The organism is Trichocoleus sp. FACHB-591, assembly GCF_014695845.1.
Taxonomy (GTDB): domain Bacteria; phylum Cyanobacteriota; class Cyanobacteriia; order FACHB-46; family FACHB-46; genus Trichocoleus.
In genome coordinates this window covers 1-20,957 of sequence record NZ_JACJPA010000052.1, presented here as the reverse complement: position 1 = coordinate 20,957, position 20,957 = coordinate 1, and the positions used below count along the sequence as shown (strand labels likewise).

Below are 20,957 nucleotides of genomic sequence, written 5' to 3'. Positions count from 1 at the left end.
GGTGGTTGTTGCCCTGTTGCTTCAGGAAGTTGAGCAAAAGCGCATGCTGTTACAGCAGCAGGGGTGGGAGGTTCAGATTACGAGGTGCAAGATCTGAGTTAAGCAACTTCATTTCAATTTTCAAGGTAAACCGTTTTACGTTTACACAGGAGAACTCGTGATGAAATTGGTATCCAAGACTTTTACAGCGCTAAGCACCCTTGCGCTCTCGCTGGGTTTGCCTCATGTCGCATTTGCTCTTGACCCAGCAGTCCTCTATCAGCGATCGAGTCCTGCGGTGGTTTCAATCTCAGCTCCAAATGGCAAATCCTTGAACTACGGAAGTGGATTTATTGCCGATTCTAAAGGGTTGATTCTGACCAATCAGCATGTAGTTGGAAAAAACAAACAAGTTGCGATTAAGTTAGCTGATGGCACCATTTATTCAGGCATTATAGTGTCTTGCAACGCTCAGGTTGACCTGGCACTCATCCAGATCCGCCCTGAAAAACCGCTTCCAAGTTTGAGCATTCAAGCTGTGCCTCCCAAAATTGGGCAAAAAGCCTATGCGATCGGCGATCCCAAGGGTTTAGAGAGAAGCCTCAGCGATGGCATCGCCAGCCGCATCGATCACAGTGGTCTGATTCAATTTACCGCAACTGCTAGCTTTGGAAGTTCTGGTGGACCTCTGCTGAATGAGGATGGTCAAGTCATTGGGATTGTTCAAGGTGGCAATCCAGGCACAAATCTCAATTTTGCCATCCCCGCTGCTGCCATCAACAATCTACCAGGACAACGAAGCATTGCAGCTCAACAGATTAGCAACTATATCCTGGCAAGTAGTCTTCAGATCAGACAAGGTAACTATCAGAAGGGGTTAAAAATATTGAACGAAGGGATTTACCATTATCCCGATAATTCAATGTTGTATTTGAATCGAGGTGCTGCTAAAAGCTTTCTCCAAGATTACCAGGGCGCAAAAAGTGACTATTCACGCTCCCTTCAGCTTCAACCGACCTCACTTGCTATAGTAACCGAGCTAGAGTTTATGCCGCCTTGAAGCAGCAGCAGCAAGCCCTTGAAGATTTCACTGAAGCAATCACACTCAATCAGGTTTGGGGTGGGAGCAATATTGGAGCAGCGTTCTACAGTCGCGGTGAGCTTCAGAATCAACTCGGTAACAATCAGTCTGCCATCTCAGACTTCAAACAAGCCGCCAAGTTTTATCAACACATTGGCAATTCAGAACGCTATCGTGCTGCCCTCGATCGCATTACCTTGATCAGCGCTCAGTAGCGGGCAAGCACAAGCAATTCATAAGGATTTGTAGACTTCTCTGACTTCAGGGCTTTGAAACAGAATTGCGTTTGCGCTTTCCCGCAAGGGTTGTTGTCAGCACCCGCTAGGAAGCTTGGCGATCGAGCGTAGTCCCTGGCTTGATGTTTTCCTTTATCCTGGGAGGGAAATGAGACTGTTTGCACCCTCGAAGTTTTCCTCGGAAATTAGTTATTGCTGGAGTTGAAGGCAATTGACCATGCGCTCACCCTTATCGGAAGTCACCAAGCCCACCTTTTTAATCGTTGATGATCATGAGTCTGTGTTGGGCGGCACTTTGCATATTTTGCAGCAGGAGTATCCTCAGGCTGAAGTTGTCACGGCGTGCAATGCTCAGGCAGCCTTAGAGCAAATGGCAGCGCTTCAACCGGATTTGGTCATTGTAGACTTAGTCATGCCAGAGACGGCGGGAGCCACGGCACAAGCTCATGCCGGATTGCAACTCCTGAAGGTGCTGATGGAACGCTATCCGACGCAGAACCTAGTAGTGCAAAGTGCTCACATCCGGACGCTGGTTTGGCTGAAACCTGCGATCGACAATCATCAGGGAGGATTCACCATCGTGGATAAAAGCCTGCCGATCAAAGAGCTGTTGCAGATGGTGGACTGGTCGCTACGAGAACGCACCTACACACCCAGAGAGATCCGTAATGGACTGCAACTGAACGCTAAATGGCTGGAAGTGTTGCAGTTGGCCTTTCAAGAGAGCTTGCAGGATACAGCGATCGCGAAGCGGATGAATATCTCGGAGCGGACGGTGCAATACTATTGGAACAAAATTCGAGACGTGTTGGAAGTCTATCCTGACACTGACAAGAATCTGCGGATTCAGACGGAATTACGAGCCAGAGAAGTAGGACTGATTGACTAGTGAGCCACCAACTTTGGAAAACCCTGCAAGCTGAAAGCAGGATCTGGCGGAGAAGTGCACTGCCAGGGTTGCTGGTAATTGCAGGAGTCATTCTAGCTCGGCTGACGGGAGGACTTCAGTTTTTAGAATTACTTTCCCTGGATCAACTGTTGCGATCGCGCCCCTCCGAACCGACCGATGAGCGCGTTGTGATTGTAGGGATTACGGAAGCAGATATCCAACGCGCTAAAACCTATCCAATTCCGGATGGCGTCATTGCCCAGTTAATCAATCGATTGCAAACGTATCAGCCTGCGGTCATTGGTTTAGATATCGTGCGGGATCTCCCTGTAGAACCAGGACATGCAGCTTTAGCCTCCGTCTTTCGCACCCAAGCCAATGTAATTGGGGCTGAAATTGCCCGACCGGATCGCAGTGGCTTTACCGTGGCACCTCCTCCAGCGTTACCACCCGAACAAGTTGGGTTTGCGGATGTGGCTCTAGATGGAGATGGCTATCAACGGCGGAGCCTTCTAGGAGCGCACGATCGCCAGGAAGAATATAATTTCTCCTTCACGATGCGGTTGGCAGAAGCATATCTCGCCACCAAAGGCATTGAACTCAACAACGGCATCCGAGACGCAGAAGCCATGCGCTTTGACTCAGTGGAGCTGACACGGTTTCAACCTAACACCGGAGGCTATGTCAGGGGGGATGCAGGGGGCAATCAAATTTTGCTCAATGTTCGCAGTGGGCTAAAGCCCTTTCGGGTGCTCTCCCTCGCTCAGATTCAGGCAGGGCAGGTTGATCCTGACTGGCTACGGGGAAAGATGGTGCTGATTGGGGTGATGTCGTTTAGTGCCAAGGATTTGGCTGGCTCTGGGGCGATCGCGGGCATTAATCCGGGGCGCATCTACGGGGTGGAGATGCAAGCCCATGCCATTAGCCAGATTACCAGTGCGGTGTTGGATAATCGTCCGTTACTCAAAGTTTGGAGTGAGGGCTGGGAGTATCTGTGGATTGTCGGCTGGAGTGTAATTGGTATCAGTCTAGGACGTTGGTTGCGATCGCCGGGGCGTTTGCTTTTGGCTTTGGCAGTGGCGAGTGGCAGTTTAGTTGGCCTCAGTTATGGAGCAATTCTGTTAGGTTGGTGGATTCCTCTAGTGCCCGCACTGTTGGGACTGGTGCTCAATGGAGCAGGGCTGACCGCTGCCTTGTTTTACCGTCATGAACAGGAGTTGCAATCGCGCTTGGAAGAACGACAGTTTGTGATTCAACAAATCTTCGATGCCATTCACAGTGAGCCGTTGCAATTGCTCAGTAAAGTGTTGCGCGAAGAACAAGCCCAAGACCAACCCTCGCCTTTGCTCTCCGATTTGCAGCGCATGAAGCAGGAGATTTATGCCATTTTTGGCTCTGCTCAGCGCAAGGTGTTTGACGAGGCAGGGAATTTGCAATTGGGTGGAGAGATTGAGTTTGCCCTGCAAGCACCGCTCCATGAACTGCTCTACAGGGTGTACATCAACACCCTAGAACGAGATTTGCCCCATTTCAGCCATCTCAAATTCAAGATTGTGCAGTTTGAGCCTTTAGACACGCAGCACCTGCGTTTGGAGCACAAGCGAGCCCTCTGTCGATTCCTGGAAGAAGCTTTGTGTAATGTAGGCAAGTATGCGGAGGGAGCAACCCGCCTAACCGTAACTTGTCAACAGGAAGGCAATCAGCAGGTAATTCAGGTAGCAGATAATGGGCGAGGGCTCGCTGGGGTAGCAGCGGAGATGCCAGAACAGTCTCTCGCTCGCAAATTTCCTCAGCTCAAGTTCAAATCTTCTAGGGCTGGGATGGGAACTCAACTGGCAGAAAACCTGGCGAGACAGTTGGGAGGCAGCTTTCGGCGTTACCCAAACAATCCGAAGGGGCTGGTGTGTGAGCTAACTTGGCCGAAGCAAAAAAGGTGGTGGCGTTAGGGGGGATTGCGCTTTCCCGCAAACCTAAATTGTGGCCAAAGCCCTGGTGTGTTTACGGTGTTTCCCCTATCGTTAAACACAAAATAGGGAGAATTGCGGAAATGACTCATCAATTCCAACTGTCTCTAGCGCAGCGATCGCAACGGTTTGTGGGTTTAGTGCTGGGTTTTTGGCTGACCCTGGCACCTGTAGCTCTGGCGAAATATGTGCCCCCGAAAAAAGCTTCGGCTCCCAGAACTACGGGCACGACAATCACTAGGGGTGGATGCGCTGCGAATGCTTCTGGTTATCTGGCGACTCTGGTACCTTATAGCCATGTGGGATTGACGACGGCAAAGCGGCCCACGTTTGCTTGGTATGTACCCAATCGCGAAGCTTACCCGCTAGAGTTTCGCTTAGTCCGCTCCAATGGACAAGGGTTGTATAAGACGCAGATGCAGAGCCAACCCGGGGTGATGCAGTTCTCGTTACCCGCCGAGCAACCAGAGCTACCACCGGGCGAATATATTTGGCAGGTGGCTTTGCAGTGCGATCGCTTCTTTCCACCAGTAGTGGTGAGTGCGGAAATGCAAGTGGTGCAGCCTAGCCCAGACTTAGAGCGACAACTGGCCGCAGAGCCAAATGCCCAAAAACGTGCCAACCTCTATGCAGAAAATGGCCTCTGGTATGACGCGCTAGCCGCAGCCCTCAAGAATGCTGGCACTCCTGAGAATCAACCGTTCCTCCTCGATTTGCTCAATTCTCTCTCGGCTACAGAAACGCAAATGCTTAAGCGATGGAGCGATCGCCTCACGCAACCGGGAGCCACTCAATCTACACCACAAATCCCACGATAAAGCCAGCCTTTCCCCGTCCCCCTGCTTACTAAAGTCCGATGTCCTGGTTCCACTCTTCAGCTTATGCGCCCCCAACAAATTGCCCTCTTAGCCTCGCTTCTAGCTTCTCTTCCTGCGGGGCTACTACTGCCTCTCTCCCTTCCCTTCGGCTCTCCTCTCTCAGCTCTAGCACAAACTCTTGAGTCCCGCAATACAGAAGCAAGTCGTTTGTTACAGCAGGGGATTCAGCAATACAGAAGGAGCCAATACCAGCAAGCAATCAAGTCTTGGCAGCAAGCACTGGAAATCTATCGTGCCGCCTCAGATCGTAATGGCGAAGCTGGTGTACTAAATAATCTAGGACTTGCTTATGGTTCTCTCTCGCAGTACCAGAGAGCGGTTGAGTACTACCAGCAAGCGCTACCGATATTCCAGCAAGTGAGCGATCGTAATGGCGAAGCTGGTGCACTAAATAATCTAGGACGTGCTTATGGTTCTCTCTCGCAGTACCAAAGAGCGATTGAGTACTATGAGCAAGCACTACCGATATTCCAGCAAGTGAGCGATCGCAATGGCGAAGCTAGTGCACTAAATAATCTAGGCATTACGCTTTTTGCGACAGGAAGTATTACTGCTGCTGAGAAAACTTTAGTTGCAGCAATCAAGGTTTGGGAATCGCTGCGCTTTGAGTTGGTAGACGAACATAAAGTTTCGATCTTTGAAGAACAGGCGAGGAGTTACCAAACCTTGCAAAAAGTACTGATTGCTCAGAACAAAGTAGAGCCTGCGCTGAAAATTGCAGAGCGAGGGCGAGCCCGGGCTTTTGTTGAACTATTGTCACAGAAGCTAGGGAGCCAACAGCCAGCAAGTCAAATTCAGGAGGTAATCCAAGCACCTGATATTCGGCAGATTCAGCAAATTGCAAAGGTCCAGAATGCTACCTTAGTGCAGTATTCCATCATTTATGACAACTTCTCCATTCAGGGAAAACAAACACCTCGTGAATCTGCTCTCTACATCTGGGTGATTCAGCCCAATGGCAAGATTGGCTTCCGCCAAGTAGACCTCAAACCCCTCTGGCAACGGCACGACTCTTCTCTGGCAAGCTTGATTGTAGGGCAGCAAGAATTTCTCGCGGTTCGTAACCGCCAAGGTCTAACTTTTAACCCACCACCTTTTACTTCGCCCCCTCAACCCGATTTACCAACACTGCACCAGTTGCTGATTGAGCCAATTGCTGACCTGCTGCCTCAAGACCCCAATGCCCATGTCATTTTCATTCCTCAAGGGCCACTGTTCCAAGTGCCTTTTCCTGCCCTTCAGGATGCCAAGGGAGACTATATCATTCAAAAACATACGATTCTGACAGCTCCTTCTATTCAAGTGTTAGCCCTGACTCGACAGCAGCGAGAGCGATTAGCGAGCCAACAAAAGAGTAGCAACGGTGAAGTGTTGGTTTTGGGTAACCCCACCATGCCCAGTGTTGCTCTATCTCCCAGAGAACCTAAACAACCGCTGTCCCCTTTGCCTGGAGCAAAAGCCGAAGCAGAGGCGATCGCCACTCTCCTCAACACCAAAGCGATTATAGGAGCAGAGGGAACTGAAACCGCGATCGCCCAGAAAATGCCCCAAGCTCGCCTAATTCACTTGGCAACTCATGGGCTACTGGATGACATTCAAGGGCTAGGAAGTGCGATCGCCCTGACTCCCTCTAAAACAGATGATGGATTACTCACTGCTGCTGAGATCCTCGATATGCAACTGCAAGCAGAGTTAGTCGTTTTGAGTGCCTGCAACACTGCACGAGGCAAAGTCACAGGGGATGGAGTGATTGGCTTATCTCGCTCCTTAATTGCCGCAGGAGTGCCGAGTGTCTTGGTCTCCCTCTGGGCTGTCCCCGATGCTCCCACAGCCGAGTTAATGACCGCGTTTTACGAGAACCTACAAGAGAACCCTGACAAAGCACAAGCCCTCCGACAGGCCATGCTCAGCATGATGGAAACTCACCCTCAACCCAAAAATTGGGCCGCTTTTACCTTAATTGGAGAAGCCGAGTAGAACCTGTTAGCAACCGTCCTCAACGCTGAACTAGCAGTGCTGTCCAGGCTGTGTCGTCTCCTTGAATTGCACCTTTCCGCAATCTCCTTTTGCATCCTTGAGTGGCTCAAATCTGTGGCTAGACCCGATGAAGTTATAACTCGTTTTACCTAAGCTGGGACTCAAAGCTGGTTAGCAGCTCTTCGAAACATCTTGAATCCCAGAGGTACACAAATGCTGAGTTTATCCACTCATCTCCGCCCCATCTCCTTATCCCTCGCTCTGACGGCCTCTACCCTACTCTCTCTCCTGCTCGCTTCCGCTTCTCGCTCTCAGCCCCAACCCCAACCCACCACTCACCCTTTCCAACAGCCAGAAAAGTACGAATGGACGATCGCCCGTGAAACAGTTGTACCCCTGACAGGCGATCGCCTCCTAGCCACGCTAGCCGAAGCGGAGAGCCTACAAAACAGTATCAACAACGCTTCCTCTGAACAGCCCGTGCAATTTGTAGTGATTCCCAATATCGAGGATTTACTTCAGTTCCCCACTTCTGAACAACCTCAGGCAGGGTACCTCAAGACTAATACTCCCCTCTCTGCACAAAACAACTGCCAACTATCCTTCAGATTGCGCTTTCCCACAAACGAAGTTTGCTGATAAGCCTCTGGAGGCTTCCACTCCTAACACCTAGACTAAAAAGCGATCACTGAGAATCTAACGCTCTCTTGATTCACTTGGACTTTCCATAACTTGAGGATTGCTCTATGAAACTGTCTGCTCCTCTCAGTGAAACCGTCGGTGCTGCTTCCCGCTCAGTTATCGAAACATTACCCTTCAGAGCGTAAAACGGCTCGTGCGGTTCAGAGTTACCTACGAAAGATTGATATCGCTAGCTCAACTCCATCATCTGGGTGAATTTGATGTCAGACATTAATACCTTATTGGACGAAAACATAGAACGGATGCAGTCGCTTTCTCAGGAGAGCGAACAAGCGCTGAGTGAAGTAAATCAGTTAGAGCAACTCGCCACTGATTTAATAGAAAATGTGGCTGAGAAAAAACAAAGGGTTTTATCTAAGTTTGAGTCGCTCGGCGGGCAGTTTTCTGAGCTAAATCAAAAGTTAGATACAGAACTGCAAACGGGTCTGCAAGGCTTAGCTGAGCTGCGGCAAAAAGTTGAAGGCTTAGAAGGTCAGTTAGACCAGTTTGTGAACGATTTGCATACTCAGGCTGGCGAGCTAAAAACTCGTGCGGAAGAAGCACTGAGTGGGATTGAATCAAAGACCGCCGAGGTTCAGCCTGAGCTTGAAGGTTTGACGCAGCAGGTGCAGGAATTTGAAGGTGCTGTTGATGGTTTGGAAGATGCATCAGTTCAAAATGTTGAAGAGTTAGGAACCTCGATCGAGACAGCCAAAAGCGAATTCGACAGCCGCAAAACAACCTTGATGGAAGAATTTAGCTCGTTCTCTCAAATGGCAGGGGAAAAGCTGCAAGCCTTGCTGCAAGACTTTGATTATCTCGTACAAGAAAGCAGTACACAGGTTAGTGAGATTGATACTGCGCTCACAACGGCAGCTAATGAAGCAGTCACCGCTGTTCAGCAAAAGTTCAATGAAATTGGCAGTGAAATTACAACCGCTGCTCAAAATCTGACAACGGCAGTGGCGTCAGTGGGTGAGGCAGGAGCGGATGATTGTGATCGCATGAATGACAAGTTTGGTGAGGCGATCGATCTGGCTGGAGATGCCGTTTCAATCCTTCAGGAAATCATGCCTGTTTTAGAAGGCGTGGAAGAACAATTGGCTTAGTTCGTCTCAAATTATCGAGAAGGTGAATCATGGCAGAAGTCGCTGAACTCAATCAGAATGTTGACGAATCTGTTGAAAGTTTGCAGCAGCTATCGGGCGTGCTAGAGCAAGCGAATACACAGCTTCATGATGCTTGTTCGCAACTGGAATCTCAAGCGGATGCTTTGAGCCAAGGGAATGAAATTGATACTCACATAGAGACGCTAGAGCAAAGCTTGGAGGAAGCAGAAGACAAGATTGAAGGGGCTGAGTCAGAAATTACGCAGGAGTTAGAAGAGTTGCAGCAGGCGATCGCCGAGACGACTGGAACTCTGGATGAAGCAACAGGCGCGATCGAGGAGATGCAAACTGAGTTTCAAGCTGTGGAAAGCGCCATCCCTGAATTTGAGAGTGAAGTAGAAGCGGTGCAGCAGTCTCTCGCTCAGCTGACTGATTCGGCAAGTCAGTTAGATGAAGGAATTTCGCAGTCGATCGAAGGCACTCAACAAGCCTTTGAAGCGATCGATCAAGCGCTTGCAGAATTTCAGCAGCAGGTTGAACCGCTCTCTGAATTAGACAGCGATGTGGATGAGCTAATTACTGACCTGACGGACGAGCATCGTGAAACGGTAGAAACTGAATTTACTGAGTTCAGCGAAGATCTGCGACAAACGCAGGTCGGTGAAATTCAAACAACGGCTGATCAAGCAGAAGGAAACTTGCGGGACTATTTTGAAACCTTGAGTCAGAAGGTTGGAGGGTTAGCCGATGAGTACGAACAAGATGTTTCGGAAACAATTTCTGATTTGACAGAAGACTGCGAGAACGAACTCAAAACCAAGATCGAGGACGCAGTCAACGATGTTGAAAGTGAAGCAGCAGAGAAGCTAATCGACGAAATCAACGAAGCAAAATCACTGTTTGAATCTGGCGAAAAAACTGTTCAAGAGCTTGAACCACTCGTTCAAGACGTTGTGATTGCTGGAAATGTGGCGATCGCCGTCGATCAATCCGTTCAAGAACTGATGGCTTAGATCGTTTATCTCCATTCACTGCATAAAAGGTAAATCTCATGAGTGCAGCAGATTTAATAACTCGAATTGATACGGCAAGGGGCGATCAACAACGAGCCAACGACCTAATAGCAGAAGCCCGTGACAGGTACAAACCCCCTGAACCTCCTCCCCCACCTCCCAGCGAAGGCATTGACGTTGGCTCGATCGCTCACACTGTCCTCGATTTTGCAGGCTTTATTCCCGGTGTTGGTGTAGTGGCAGATTTAGCCAATGCCGCTTTGTACGCTGCCGAAGGAGATTACGTTAATGCTGGTCTTGCAGCCGCTGCTGCGGTTCCTTTCGTTGGTGACGCTGCTGCCGCTGCAAAACTTGCTAGTACCGCTGCTGTAGGTCTTGCCGGAGCAGCGGCAGCAGCAAGAAATGCTGACAACGCGGCAGATGCCTCTAGGCTTCTAGGGGACGGTGGAAATACTGCTGCCTCAACTCCTGTTGGCAGAAAGGGATTTCCTTTACAAGTTGAACCTGGCACAAATAAACCTGGGATCATAGGTAATCGTGAGTACTCAGGTCATGCATTAGATCAGATTCAAGGAAGAGGACTAACACCTTCGGTAGTAGAAAATACTGTTCGAGTAGGGCAGGAAACACCAGGAAAACGACCAGGGACAACAGCGTACTATGATCCTACAAATCACGTTACGGTTATTGTCAATAGCACAAGTGGGCGTGTTATTACCGCTGCAACAGGACATATTAAGCAATGAGGATGGCGAAATGACTAATTATGAGCAACGGCAGTATCAGTTGATGAAAGCGTTCATTCAGGATTTTGAGAGTGGAAACATGACCATCAAAACGCTAATCTCCTCACTAGATGGATTGCTCAGTGCGGTTGAATTTACTGATAAGCCGAGCAAAGAGGCTTTACGGAGTGAGTGGTGGACTCTGGAGCAAGTGTACGCCGTTGCTCTCGATCGAGAAGAGACAGAGTTATCGCCAGAAAGTCAAGTTTTAGTTGTCGAGACCTTGGAAAATATAAAGGTACTTTTGCAGCAATTAATCACCTCTTAAAGGGTGTTCTAAAAGGGTTTGCTTAAGCCTCAAATACAACTCCGAGTAGCGATCGCAAGCCCCGAAATCATGATTCTCTCGTAACCGCTTCTCAGTAGCTAGAGTGGCTAGACATACGTGGTTAAGCTATGAGCGATCACAACTTCCACTAATTAAATCAAGGACATCTTAACTATGAGTGATACGGCAAGTTCATTAGAACAATTAGCAACAGATGTGCCGGAGAAATTGAATCTTTTGGTTCAGGAATTGTCGGCGGTTCAAGAGGGGGTAGATGGGTTGGAGACGTACTTGGATGAGATGGGCGATCGCGCCACAGGTCTCTTCAGTCAAGTCGAAACAGCCCTAGAAGAATTGCAGGCCGAGCTATCAGAGCGAACCACGAGTTTGACTGAAGAAGTAAGCGAATTGGATGGTGAATTTGATTCGTTGAAGAGTGAAGTTTCATCCACGCAGGACGAGCTAGAAACAGAGCTTCAAGAGGTGCAAGGTAAGCTGACGGAGTTTCGTGAAAGTTTGGAAGAGAGACAGAGTGAGTTAGAAACCGCAGGGCAAAGTGCGATCGCTATGCTGGAGCAGGCGCAGGGTCGCATAGAGGCTGGACAGGAACAGTTAGATGGTGCGGTGGATGCGATCGCGCAGGAAATTCAAGCCGTGCAGCAGGAGATTGAAACGGCAAAAACAACGCTGAGCGCAGAGGTGAGTGAGCTAAGCACTGCATTGGGTGAGGCACAGCAAGAAGTCGATGGCAAGGTTCAAGAAGTGATTGATACTTTTACTGATTTAGAAACCCTGGAATCACAGCTTGATGGTATCCAGAATGAAGCAGTGCAGACAGAGCTAGAAGGTTTACTGGAAACAGCACGGCAGGAAACAGAGACGATGCGATCGACTTTAGAAGCCGCGATCGATCCCGTTGTCGAAGCAATCCGAGGACTAAGTGATGACCTATCGGATGTATCGAGTGAATTGGCTTCGGGACAGGATGAATTAGACGGCCAGTTTGATGAACTGCAAGAGCTAGTTGATCCGCTCAAGCAAGGAATTGAAGCGGCTCGTGAGGCAGCCGAAAAATTTGCGCTTCCTTGGGCGTAGTGCAGTCCAAATTGATTTGAAATAACGTTTTAATTTCTGGAGAAAGCTATGGCAGACTTTCAAAGCGTGGCCGCAGAAACGACGAGCAAACTTTCAACTTTGCTTGATGAAGTAGATCAGACGCAGGAGCAACTGCAAACGGCAAAAACAGAAGTAAATGATTTGCAGCAGCAGATCGAGGAGGCTTGGACAACCTTAAACGAACAGGCACAATCACTTCTCGAAAGTATTAACAGCAGCAAGAGTGAATTGACGGCAGAGGCTGAAGGCGCAGAGCAGGCGATCGCTCAACTGAAGCAAAAGATCGATACGGCTCAACAGGAATTACTTCAGGAATTAGACGAGGCAAAGGGAGCGATCGCGGCACTGGACGATCATTTAGCTCAGTCAACGCCGGAACTCGAAGCAGATTTGCAGGCGGCTGAAGATGTTTTGAGTAGCCTGCAAGAAAAAGAGGTTGGTGCTGAACTAGAGCAGGCCGTTACGCAAACGATGCAAGAACTGCAAACAGTGAGCGGCGAACTGCAAGGATTCCAAGCTGAATTGAGTCAGCAGGTTGAAACGGTGTCGGGCTATTTATCAGAGCAAATTGCTCCTGAGATCGCGGCTGGCGCAGATGGAATTGGTACACATCTAGATGAAATTGTGACTCATTTCGACGAACAGATTCAGGCGGTGGGGGATGGTGTGCGAGAGGCGATGCAGGGCTTGCTCGATCAGGTACAGCAGGGGCAAGAGACCTGCTTTAGCCAGCTAGAGACTCAGGCTCAAACGCTAGAAGAAGTGATGGGAAAACTGGAAAGCGCGCTCGAAACAGCAGGTTCTAGCGTGACTGAGGCAGGCCGCACTGTGGTAGACGGAATTGAGTTAACAACTGAAGGCAGTAAAACAACAGTTCAATTGCTTTCAGACGCAAATGAAGCGCTGGAAAAATTCTAGCAGGCGATCGCTTCCAAGTATTGAATTTATTGCACAGTCCATCCGTAGAACCAATCAAACGGAGGAGATTTGCTATGGTCAGCGACACAATTAATTTGGTGCGATCGTGCCATCGATTGATTAGTTACTCTACGTCAATTTTGCTGGTGTTTCCCCTATTTTCGCTGTTGTGGATGAGTACGCCAGCAGCATTGAGCCAGGAAGCGGAAGATATGGAGGATTCCTATTTAGGAGTGCAAGACTTACTGAATCCGCCTCCAGAATCGATTGAAGCCGCACCACCTGTTGAATTTGGCACTTATCGCCTAGATGCGGGAGATGCGATCGCCGTCAACATTATTCCTCGTAGCCGTGATTTGAGCTTCAATGCAACGCTGGATTGGGCTGGTAATGTTACTGTGCCGCTGCTGGGAATTGTGTCTTTCAAAGGAATGACACTGACGCAGGCGCAGGAGATGTTGCAGCAGCGACTCACCGAATATCTAGTGAATCCGCAGGTGGGCGTGACATTGGCAACGGCTCGACCTGTGAGTGTTATGGTTTCAGGCGAGGTGATCACACCCGGATTTTATGTGCTGCAAGATCCGCGAATTCCGGTGGCACTGACGGAAGCGGGAGGGACAACGCATCTGGCAGATTTGCGATCGGTACAAGTGACTCGTCTCGTCAGTGATTCAACGTTGCAACAGCAGTTTGATCTCTACACGCCGCTAATTGAGGGAAATGAACTGCCTGATCTACGCTTGGTGGATGGCGATGTGATTACCATTACCGCCCTTGCACCAGATACTGCACAAGATTACGATCGCACGCGGGTCGCGGATATGAACGTGTCGCAGCGGGAAATGACGATTCGCGTGTTGGACTATTCGAGCGGCGTCAATCGTTTGCGCCTCCCAAACGGCAGCGATTTTCTCGATGCGCTCACTTCAATCAAGCCGAATTTGAACGACACTAATTTGCGGCGCGTCAATCTAATTCGGTTTGATCCAGCGACAAATCAAGCTGTGGCGATCGAACTCAATGCTAGAGATGCTTTGAGCGGTGATGCTTTGCAAAATCCGCCGCTGCAACATAACGATGTGATTGTGATCAACCGCAATGCGATGGCGCGGTTCAATCGCTTCTTAACGCAACTGACTCAGCCGTTTCAGGACGTGCTGGGATTCCTACTGTTTTTCGACACGGCTCGCGAAGGCATCAACACGGTTACGGGTGCAGATGAAGAATAGCAGTAGAACAGTTGAATATTCAGATTTTTTGCCCGTTCATCTTTCAAGTTTGAAGAACTTTTCTACTGAGGAATTGCGGGGACAACGCCATAGCGATCGCAACTTCTCAAACAGATTTTGACTCAAAACCTTCCACCCTTTTAGAGCGGTGCAGTTTTATGAAAGTTAAACAATCAATTCAGCGCTATTTTGCCGCCTGTAGACGCTACGGTTGGGTTGGGTTAGCCGGGTTTGCTTTGACTGTCGCTCTCGCAGGTGGCATTGCAACATTCCGACCGGATGTGAAAACGCTGTATGTGGCGCAGAAATTGCTGCTGAATCAGTCGGCTCCAGCAACGCCGCCCGACGCTAGAGAAGCCGAAACGCCTCAGGAAAAGGCACCTGATCCAACTTCTGAATCACCACAGCTGACTGACGCACTGATCGAGCAAATGGCGACAGGGTTACAGGTCAAGCGCTATTCGCTGTCGCCGCAAATGCTGAGGCAAAATCTGACGCTGAGGCAAGGTTCTGAGCAGGGCGATCGCTGGCTGGTGCAGTTTCAAGATGCCGAGTCCGATCGAGCAACTGCGGTCGTGGTGGCGTTTTCCGAGGCGATCGCGCAGCAAGACTTGAGCGAGAAGCGACAGGGTGTAGAGTCAAAAGTGCAGTTGCTAGAACAGCGGCGCGATCGCCTGCGAGACGACCTCCGGGTGGTAGAAGAGAAGCTGCGCGAATTTAGCCGCCGCGAAAAGCCTGCAATTCAGCAAGCGGTTGATGGCAGTTTGGTTTCGGCGATCACCACGATTCAGCAGCAGCAGCGCGAACTCGATCGTACCCTTGAAGGCACTGAGGCAGAAATGGCAAGCCTACAAAATCAGCTTCAGATGAGTCCTGAGCAGGCATATCTAGCGGCGGCGATTAGTGCCGATGCGATCGTCACGGCGTTATCGACCAAAGTGGACGAACTGGCCTTACAGCAGCAAGAACAACTACGTGAATTGCAGCCGCGCCATCCTGAAGTGGTTGCCTTGCAGCAACAGCAGTCGCTTTATGAAGCTCGCTTGCAGCAGCGGATTCAAGAGATTGTCGGACGTGGCCACGCCGTTCCCATCAATCAGGTGACTGTTCAATCTTTGCGTACCCTCAACCTTGATCAGGCGCGGCAGGAGCTTGCCAATCGACTCGTCGGCCTGAAATCCCAGCGCGATCGCCTGACGCGAGAGCTGGCAATTTTGGGGCGATCGGAACCAGAACTGCGGCAAAACTACAGCGATGGCACAGCGCTTAGGCTGGAACTGGAAAAACTTACCAATGACGTTGCCCGCAACCGCGAAGCTCTTGAGCAGACGGAAAAGGATTTGGCAGCGGCAGAATTGCAGCAGGCCGAAACGAAAAGTGACTGGGTGAGCGAAGGCGCACCGCAGGTTAAAACCATTACAAATTGGCTTTGGAGCCGCCCGTTTATCCTTCTACTGGGCGGCAGTTTGGGACTGCTGGTTGCCGGAGCAACCATATTGCTCATCGATTTGGTACGTGGCAAAATTCTCATGCCCGAAGAAGTCGAAACAATTTTACAAAAGCGCGTTCCGCTGCTGGGAATTCTACCTTCAATTCGCACTCGCAAAAGCTCAATTCCGATTTTGATAGATGCCGATTCGCCTGAACTAGAGTCTTATGAGTTGTTTCATCGATGCATCCTTAATCAAAACCAAAATCAAGCGCCCAAAGTTGTGATGCTATCGAGCATTCGGCAGGGTGAAGGAAAAACGGTGAGCACTTACAATCTGGCGATCGCTGCTGCTAGGGCAGGCAAAAAAACGCTGTTAATTGAAGCCGATTTACGCACTCCTTCCCGGGCTGATATATTCCGAATTGATTTGCATCTAGACGAAGCAGAAGCTACTCCAAATGATGTAGAACTACTCAAACAGATTCAACCTGTTCCTCATATCAACAACCTATTCATTTTGCCGAGTTTCAGCGCTGCAAAAGAAATAGCGGAAGCTTTAGAGTCTAACAATCAGCAGCTATTCAAACAGATTGGCGAGGATTTTGATTTCGTTGTTTTAGATACGACTACATTACATTGCAGCGATGTTTTAATGATGGAATCATTAGTAGATGGGTTCATTCTTATTACTCGATTAGGCTACAGCGATCGCAAAGGACTAGAGCTTAGCGTTGAAAAAATAACAGAATCTAAATCCGTTAAGCTGCTAGGAATAGTAATCAACGATGTTACTAATTCAGCAAGATATGCTCCCTTACTATCGCTGTAATTATGGATAATATTATTTGCGATCGCTACCAAATCACCCGATTACTAATTACGGGGTCATTTAGCACAATCTATCTAGCTCAGGCTTTATTGCTTTCAGGAAGACCCACCTGTATTTTGAAGCAGTTTAAGCCGCAAAGTGATGATCTAAATTTGCTGAAGGTTGCGAAAGAGCTATTCGATCGAGAAGCAAAAGTGCTGCGGCAAATCGAACAACACCCACAAATTCCCCAACTTCTCGATTACTTTGAAGTAGCTGGGGATTTTTATCTTGTACAAGAATACATTGCAGGAGAGACGCTAAGAGAATTCCGAAACCACAATTTGTGGGACGAACAGCAAGCTATTAAATTCCTTCAATCAATACTGCCAGTTTTGGCATTCATCCATCAGCAGGGAATTATTCATCGAGATATTAAACCTGAAAACATTATTTTACGCTCGCCTGACCGAAAGCCGTTTCTAATTGATTTCGGTGCGGTGAAACTGCGATCGCAAACAACACAATCAAATACATCACCGACTATTATTCATAGCTACGGCTACACGCCTCCAGAGCAGCTAGCGGGTTATGCCGAAGAAAACAGCGACATCTACGCATTAGGAATGACCTGTATCGAAATGCTGCTTGGTGAGAAACCTACATGCTTTGCTCAAACTAATGAAAATGGCAATGGAGTAATTGAGAAACTAGAAGAAATAGGAATCAGTGAAGGGTTACGATTGCTCTTTAATCGATTAGTCTGTATGGATGCTCGACAACGCTACCAAAGCGCACATGCAGTCATAGCCGATTTGAATCTACTTAAAATTAACTGCAAATCTGCTCAACCGAATGATTATACTCCTACCTTCATTAGTTGCCCTGCTCAAGAATCTCTGGATTTAGGATACACATCTACTCAACTGAGCATAGATTCATTACCTAAAGAACCGATAGACAAAGTGCAGAATGCTAAACACAAGGCAGCAAATTTACAGCGCCGATCTACTCAGTTGCAGCTTCCACAGAAAGTTGACCCAACAGAGTTAGGGCGTAAATTAAGCCAATGCTTAGACTATGAAACTAGAGAATCTCAAATTTATAAAATAACAGCAGTTGTTAAAGCAACGCTTCTAAAGCAATCGTGGTTGCTATTTAGTATTTCTTGTTTTGCGATCGGTGCTGCCCTGCTTTACTTTTTCTACTTAAAATCTACCTCAATTCAATCATCAACCTATGCATCAGTTTCAACAGAATATGATCTTAATCAAAAGGCTGAAAATTCGCTGAAATTTCAATTAATAACGCAGCTACAAGGTGACACATCATCAATTCGATTTTTAGAGTTTTCAGCGGGGCAAACGCTAGTCTCTGCTAGCAGGTCAGGCTTGATTCAACTCTACAATCTGCAAAATGCAACGGTTCAGCAAGTGACGAAAACTTCAAGCGAAATTCTAGCTGTTGCTCGCGGTCAGCAGAGAGAGTTGTTAGCTTTTGCGACTGCCGATAGATCGATTGAACTCTGGAATCTAACCACGATGAAGCAAGTTCAACAAGTTTCAGCTGAGCAATTAGTTTGGTCGCTAGCAATGGGAAACACTCGATCGAGTTTACTTGCAGGAGGGTTGAATAGTATAGAGCGGTGGAATGTATTTCCAGAATCGCTAAAGTTAATTGAAACACTTGAGTTTTCTACTGAGAAATTTGAGCCTGTTCGTTCGATCGTTCTTAGTGCAGATGGCTCAATTTTGGCAGCAGGCGATGCTACTGGTAAAGTCAAAATCATCCATTTTGATTTCAATCGGACCCAGCTTTCTCACGCCCACACTGAAGCAGTCAATTCTGTTGTGATGGACGCGAGCGAAACAATACTTCTGACAGGCAGCGACGATGACACAATTCGTGTTTGGAACCTTCATGCGCTTCAGGAGTATGAACGGACTGTCATTCAAGCAGGATTAGGTGGAGTGACAGCGATCGCCTCTCACCCTAATAGTAACATTGTTGCAGCAGGTGGAATCTACGGCACAGTCAAATTGTGGAACTGGCAGACTGGTCAATTACTGGGAACGCTCTTGAACCCTACCACTGGAATCACGGCTTTGGCGTTCAGCCCTGACGGAAATAGTTTCGCCGTAGGCACTCGCGATGGCAAGACAGCAATTTTTTCCATTGTCAAGTAACGGAAATTTTACCTCTTGCGAATGCTATGTTATCTAAATCCAAGCTACTCAATCATCTTAAAGAATTAAATCAGCTAGCGATTGATGGCTCGTTTCAAGTGCCACTTGATAGCTTGACTCAATCACTTGAGCATATTAGAAGCAATTTAGAACTTGACAAGTTAAACGTTTACATTATCAGTGCAGACATTGCGCTAGCAGAATCTTTTCAGCAACGGTTTAGTTTTTACCCTACTCTAGATAATACTTATCAGTTTCAAGTACATGAATTAACTAAACGAGAGGTAGAAAAATCGAAAGATAGCCCTTCAGCTTTTCTGGCTTTTCAAGAGCAAGCAGAGATAACTCAACGCTATCCGCTCTCGACAGCGCCAATTTTAACGGTTGGTCGACAGCGGGGATGTGATTTTTATATTTCTGATCGCTATACAAGGGTAAGTGGTCAACATCTTGAAATACGTTTCTATCCTGCAGGCGATCGAATCACTCCTCACCAATGGCATGTTAAAAATAGCGATCGCTGCCGCAATGGAACCTATGTTAATGGAGAACGCTTGACTGAAGAGCGCATCCTCAAATCAGGCGATCGATTGGTTCTGGGCGATCGATATCCTAGCGCTCAGAGTCCGGAATTAGTGTTTGAACATTCAATCGTTTTAGAACCAATACAACACGAAGCTCACTTCTCATTAGATAAATTTAGGGGCTGTATTGTATTTCTTATTGTTGGTTCTAAGCAAGAGTTATCGGAAGAAGAAAAAGCAGTTTTAGCTCTGGCATGCTCCACTCCGTCTACAAATATTTTTCTAGTTACTTCTTCTGCTCAAACCATCGAGGTAATTAATGGATTGCAGCAGTCGAGCGCTTCTGAAGGTGTCTTTACGGAATTAGACAGCTTGTGTCAGCAAATGACGCTGATCAAGACAAAGCAAATTACCGAGCGCAAAACTCAAAATGCTGTAGTTCAAACAATTGCTTGGATCTCAAGCCTAGAGGAAGCGTTGTTAACTCAGCAACAGCCAATCGCTCAGCAAGTCGAAGCACTTGAAAAACAGCGATCGCAAAATAAAGTTAGAAAAACCCTATCGGACAAATCAATTTCACAGAATGAGTTGCAGAAGAAAATCTCTGAGCAGCGATCGAAGTTGAGTGAAATTGTAGATACAGCACTTGAACAGTCAAAGCAAGACTTGCTGGATGATTCTTTAGTGAACAGCATCTTATATAGAATTTCTGATGAAATTGATAGCATGGAAGCGCAAATTATTAAGCCTAATAAAAAGCAATTTCTAAAGCTAGTATCAAAAAATTGTGAGGACAACGTCAACGATTACTTGATGCACTTTTGTGAGGAAGAACTACTCGATTGGGCTAGGACAGAATGGGAAAGAATCTGCTGGCACTACGACGATGGCGGTGTAGAAGGTTTGATTGCTCGATCGCAAACTCTGTTGGAATCAATCTCTAAAACCAGCAGCCGGTATTTTACTCCAGTCCTCTGCCAAGAAATCGAGATGCAAACCGTGTTCCGAGTGTCATTAAAAAAAATATCTGATCGAGTCGAATACCAGCCTGTATCGATTTGGAGCTTTTCAATCAAAAAAATCAGAAGCTCTGTCTTTCAAGTCATGAGCATTCTATTTCTATTAAGTTTCTTGGGGTTGAGTAGAGGTAGCTTTATAAGAGGTGTGGTCAAGCAAATTACTAGTTCTAATTTTCTCATTCTCTTAGCCATAGGAATAGTTATTTGGCTAATCTCTAAGCTTTGCCAAAGCTATCAAAACGACAAGCAAGCTGAAATCAGAAAAGTTTCAGACAAAATTAGACTTGACTTGAAAGGCTACTATCAAAAAGTGATTAAATCTCGTTTTGCTGAGAAGCTAACGCGGATCTTGAAAACTACCTTTAAAGAAGAGATGAATCGTTTTGAGAAAGAGCTAAGGCTTTACTTTGATGCGGTACAAAGCCAGTCTGAGAATTCAACTGTCAATCGCGTTAACTTTGAACTTCAGCTAAAAAAGTATAAAGAGGATACAAAGAAGTTAGAAGATAAACTTAAAAACCTTTATTCGATTCGAGATAAAGTTCATCGAATGCTTGAAGGATAAGTGAACTCATGTTTAGATTGACAGTATCTGGCTATGCATTGTCACATCTTTTCTCACAAATAGAATAATTCTGAAAAGGCTTATGTAGTCTGTACTTGAGCGATCGCCCCTCTTTGAGGGTCGTGCATCAAAAAGGATGACTCAGATCTTGCACCAAGGCTTAAAAGGTGGCAGAAAGGGCGTGAAACTAATAGACCGCAAGAACAATGGACATTCTTGCCCACGCCCAAGAACTAATCTATCACTTGCTCGATGGGATGCCGACTCCCTACCAACGTCAAAGCCTGCAAGCTTTGC

17 protein-coding genes are annotated in these 20,957 nt (G+C 47.6%); all 17 read left to right on the top strand.

Features of this window, described 5'->3' with window-relative positions:
• The first annotated feature begins 160 nt into the window (after positions 1-160).
• The 17 genes from H6F90_RS11000 to H6F90_RS10920 all read left to right on the top strand — a co-directional run bounded on the left by H6F90_RS11000 (position 161) and on the right by H6F90_RS10920 (position 20,660).
• Positions 161-1,039: a serine protease gene (locus H6F90_RS11000; RefSeq protein WP_190552526.1), complete on the top strand. Its 879-nt coding sequence runs from the start codon at positions 161-163 to the stop codon at positions 1,037-1,039.
• Positions 1,036-1,275, top strand: coding sequence for a hypothetical protein (locus tag H6F90_RS10995; RefSeq protein ID WP_190552525.1), 240 nt, complete (start codon positions 1,036-1,038; stop codon positions 1,273-1,275). Before H6F90_RS11000 ends, H6F90_RS10995 begins: the two co-directional genes overlap by 4 nt.
• Before the next feature lie 238 nt (positions 1,276-1,513).
• Complete coding sequence (locus H6F90_RS10990) at positions 1,514-2,185, top strand: response regulator transcription factor (protein WP_190552524.1); 672 nt, start codon at positions 1,514-1,516, stop codon at positions 2,183-2,185.
• Positions 2,185-4,131, top strand: coding sequence for a CHASE2 domain-containing protein (locus tag H6F90_RS10985; RefSeq protein ID WP_190552523.1), 1,947 nt, complete (start codon positions 2,185-2,187; stop codon positions 4,129-4,131). Before H6F90_RS10990 ends, H6F90_RS10985 begins: the two co-directional genes overlap by 1 nt.
• Before the next feature lie 101 nt (positions 4,132-4,232).
• A complete protein-coding gene (locus tag H6F90_RS10980; RefSeq protein WP_190552522.1) occupies positions 4,233-4,967 on the top strand; it encodes a DUF928 domain-containing protein in 735 nt (244 codons plus the stop codon).
• 63 nt (positions 4,968-5,030) lie between these two features.
• Complete coding sequence (locus H6F90_RS10975; protein ID WP_190552521.1) at positions 5,031-7,004, top strand: CHAT domain-containing tetratricopeptide repeat protein; 1,974 nt, start codon at positions 5,031-5,033, stop codon at positions 7,002-7,004.
• Positions 7,005-7,217: 213 nt separating this feature from the next.
• Positions 7,218-7,643, top strand: coding sequence for a hypothetical protein (locus H6F90_RS10970; protein ID WP_190552520.1), 426 nt, complete (start codon positions 7,218-7,220; stop codon positions 7,641-7,643).
• A gap of 263 nt (positions 7,644-7,906) precedes the next feature.
• Entirely contained in the window at positions 7,907-8,794 is an 888-nt protein-coding gene (locus H6F90_RS10965) for an ATP-binding protein (protein WP_190552519.1), read from the top strand.
• A gap of 29 nt (positions 8,795-8,823) precedes the next feature.
• Entirely contained in the window at positions 8,824-9,807 is a 984-nt protein-coding gene (locus H6F90_RS10960; protein WP_190552518.1) for a hypothetical protein, read from the top strand.
• 38 nt (positions 9,808-9,845) lie between these two features.
• A complete protein-coding gene (locus tag H6F90_RS10955) occupies positions 9,846-10,553 on the top strand; it encodes a hypothetical protein (protein ID WP_190552517.1) in 708 nt (235 codons plus the stop codon).
• A gap of 10 nt (positions 10,554-10,563) precedes the next feature.
• Complete coding sequence (locus H6F90_RS10950; protein WP_190552516.1) at positions 10,564-10,860, top strand: hypothetical protein; 297 nt, start codon at positions 10,564-10,566, stop codon at positions 10,858-10,860.
• 174 nt (positions 10,861-11,034) lie between these two features.
• The gene (locus H6F90_RS10945; RefSeq protein WP_190552515.1) at positions 11,035-11,955 is read left to right on the top strand and encodes a hypothetical protein; all 921 of its coding nucleotides are present in this window, start codon (positions 11,035-11,037) and stop codon (positions 11,953-11,955) included.
• 48 nt (positions 11,956-12,003) lie between these two features.
• Positions 12,004-12,894, top strand: a complete 891-nt coding sequence (locus H6F90_RS10940) for a hypothetical protein (protein ID WP_190552514.1) — start codon at positions 12,004-12,006, stop codon at positions 12,892-12,894.
• Between the two features lie 74 nt (positions 12,895-12,968).
• A complete protein-coding gene (locus tag H6F90_RS10935) occupies positions 12,969-14,126 on the top strand; it encodes a polysaccharide biosynthesis/export family protein (protein ID WP_190552513.1) in 1,158 nt (385 codons plus the stop codon).
• Between the two features lie 158 nt (positions 14,127-14,284).
• On the top strand, positions 14,285-16,387 hold the full coding sequence (locus H6F90_RS10930; RefSeq protein WP_190552512.1) for a polysaccharide biosynthesis tyrosine autokinase: 2,103 nt from the start codon (positions 14,285-14,287) through the stop codon (positions 16,385-16,387).
• Between the two features lie 2 nt (positions 16,388-16,389).
• Positions 16,390-18,552, top strand: a complete 2,163-nt coding sequence (locus tag H6F90_RS10925; protein ID WP_190552511.1) for a serine/threonine-protein kinase — start codon at positions 16,390-16,392, stop codon at positions 18,550-18,552.
• Between the two features lie 26 nt (positions 18,553-18,578).
• Positions 18,579-20,660, top strand: a complete 2,082-nt coding sequence (locus tag H6F90_RS10920; RefSeq protein ID WP_190552510.1) for an FHA domain-containing protein — start codon at positions 18,579-18,581, stop codon at positions 20,658-20,660.
• The last annotated feature ends 297 nt before the right edge of the window (positions 20,661-20,957 follow it).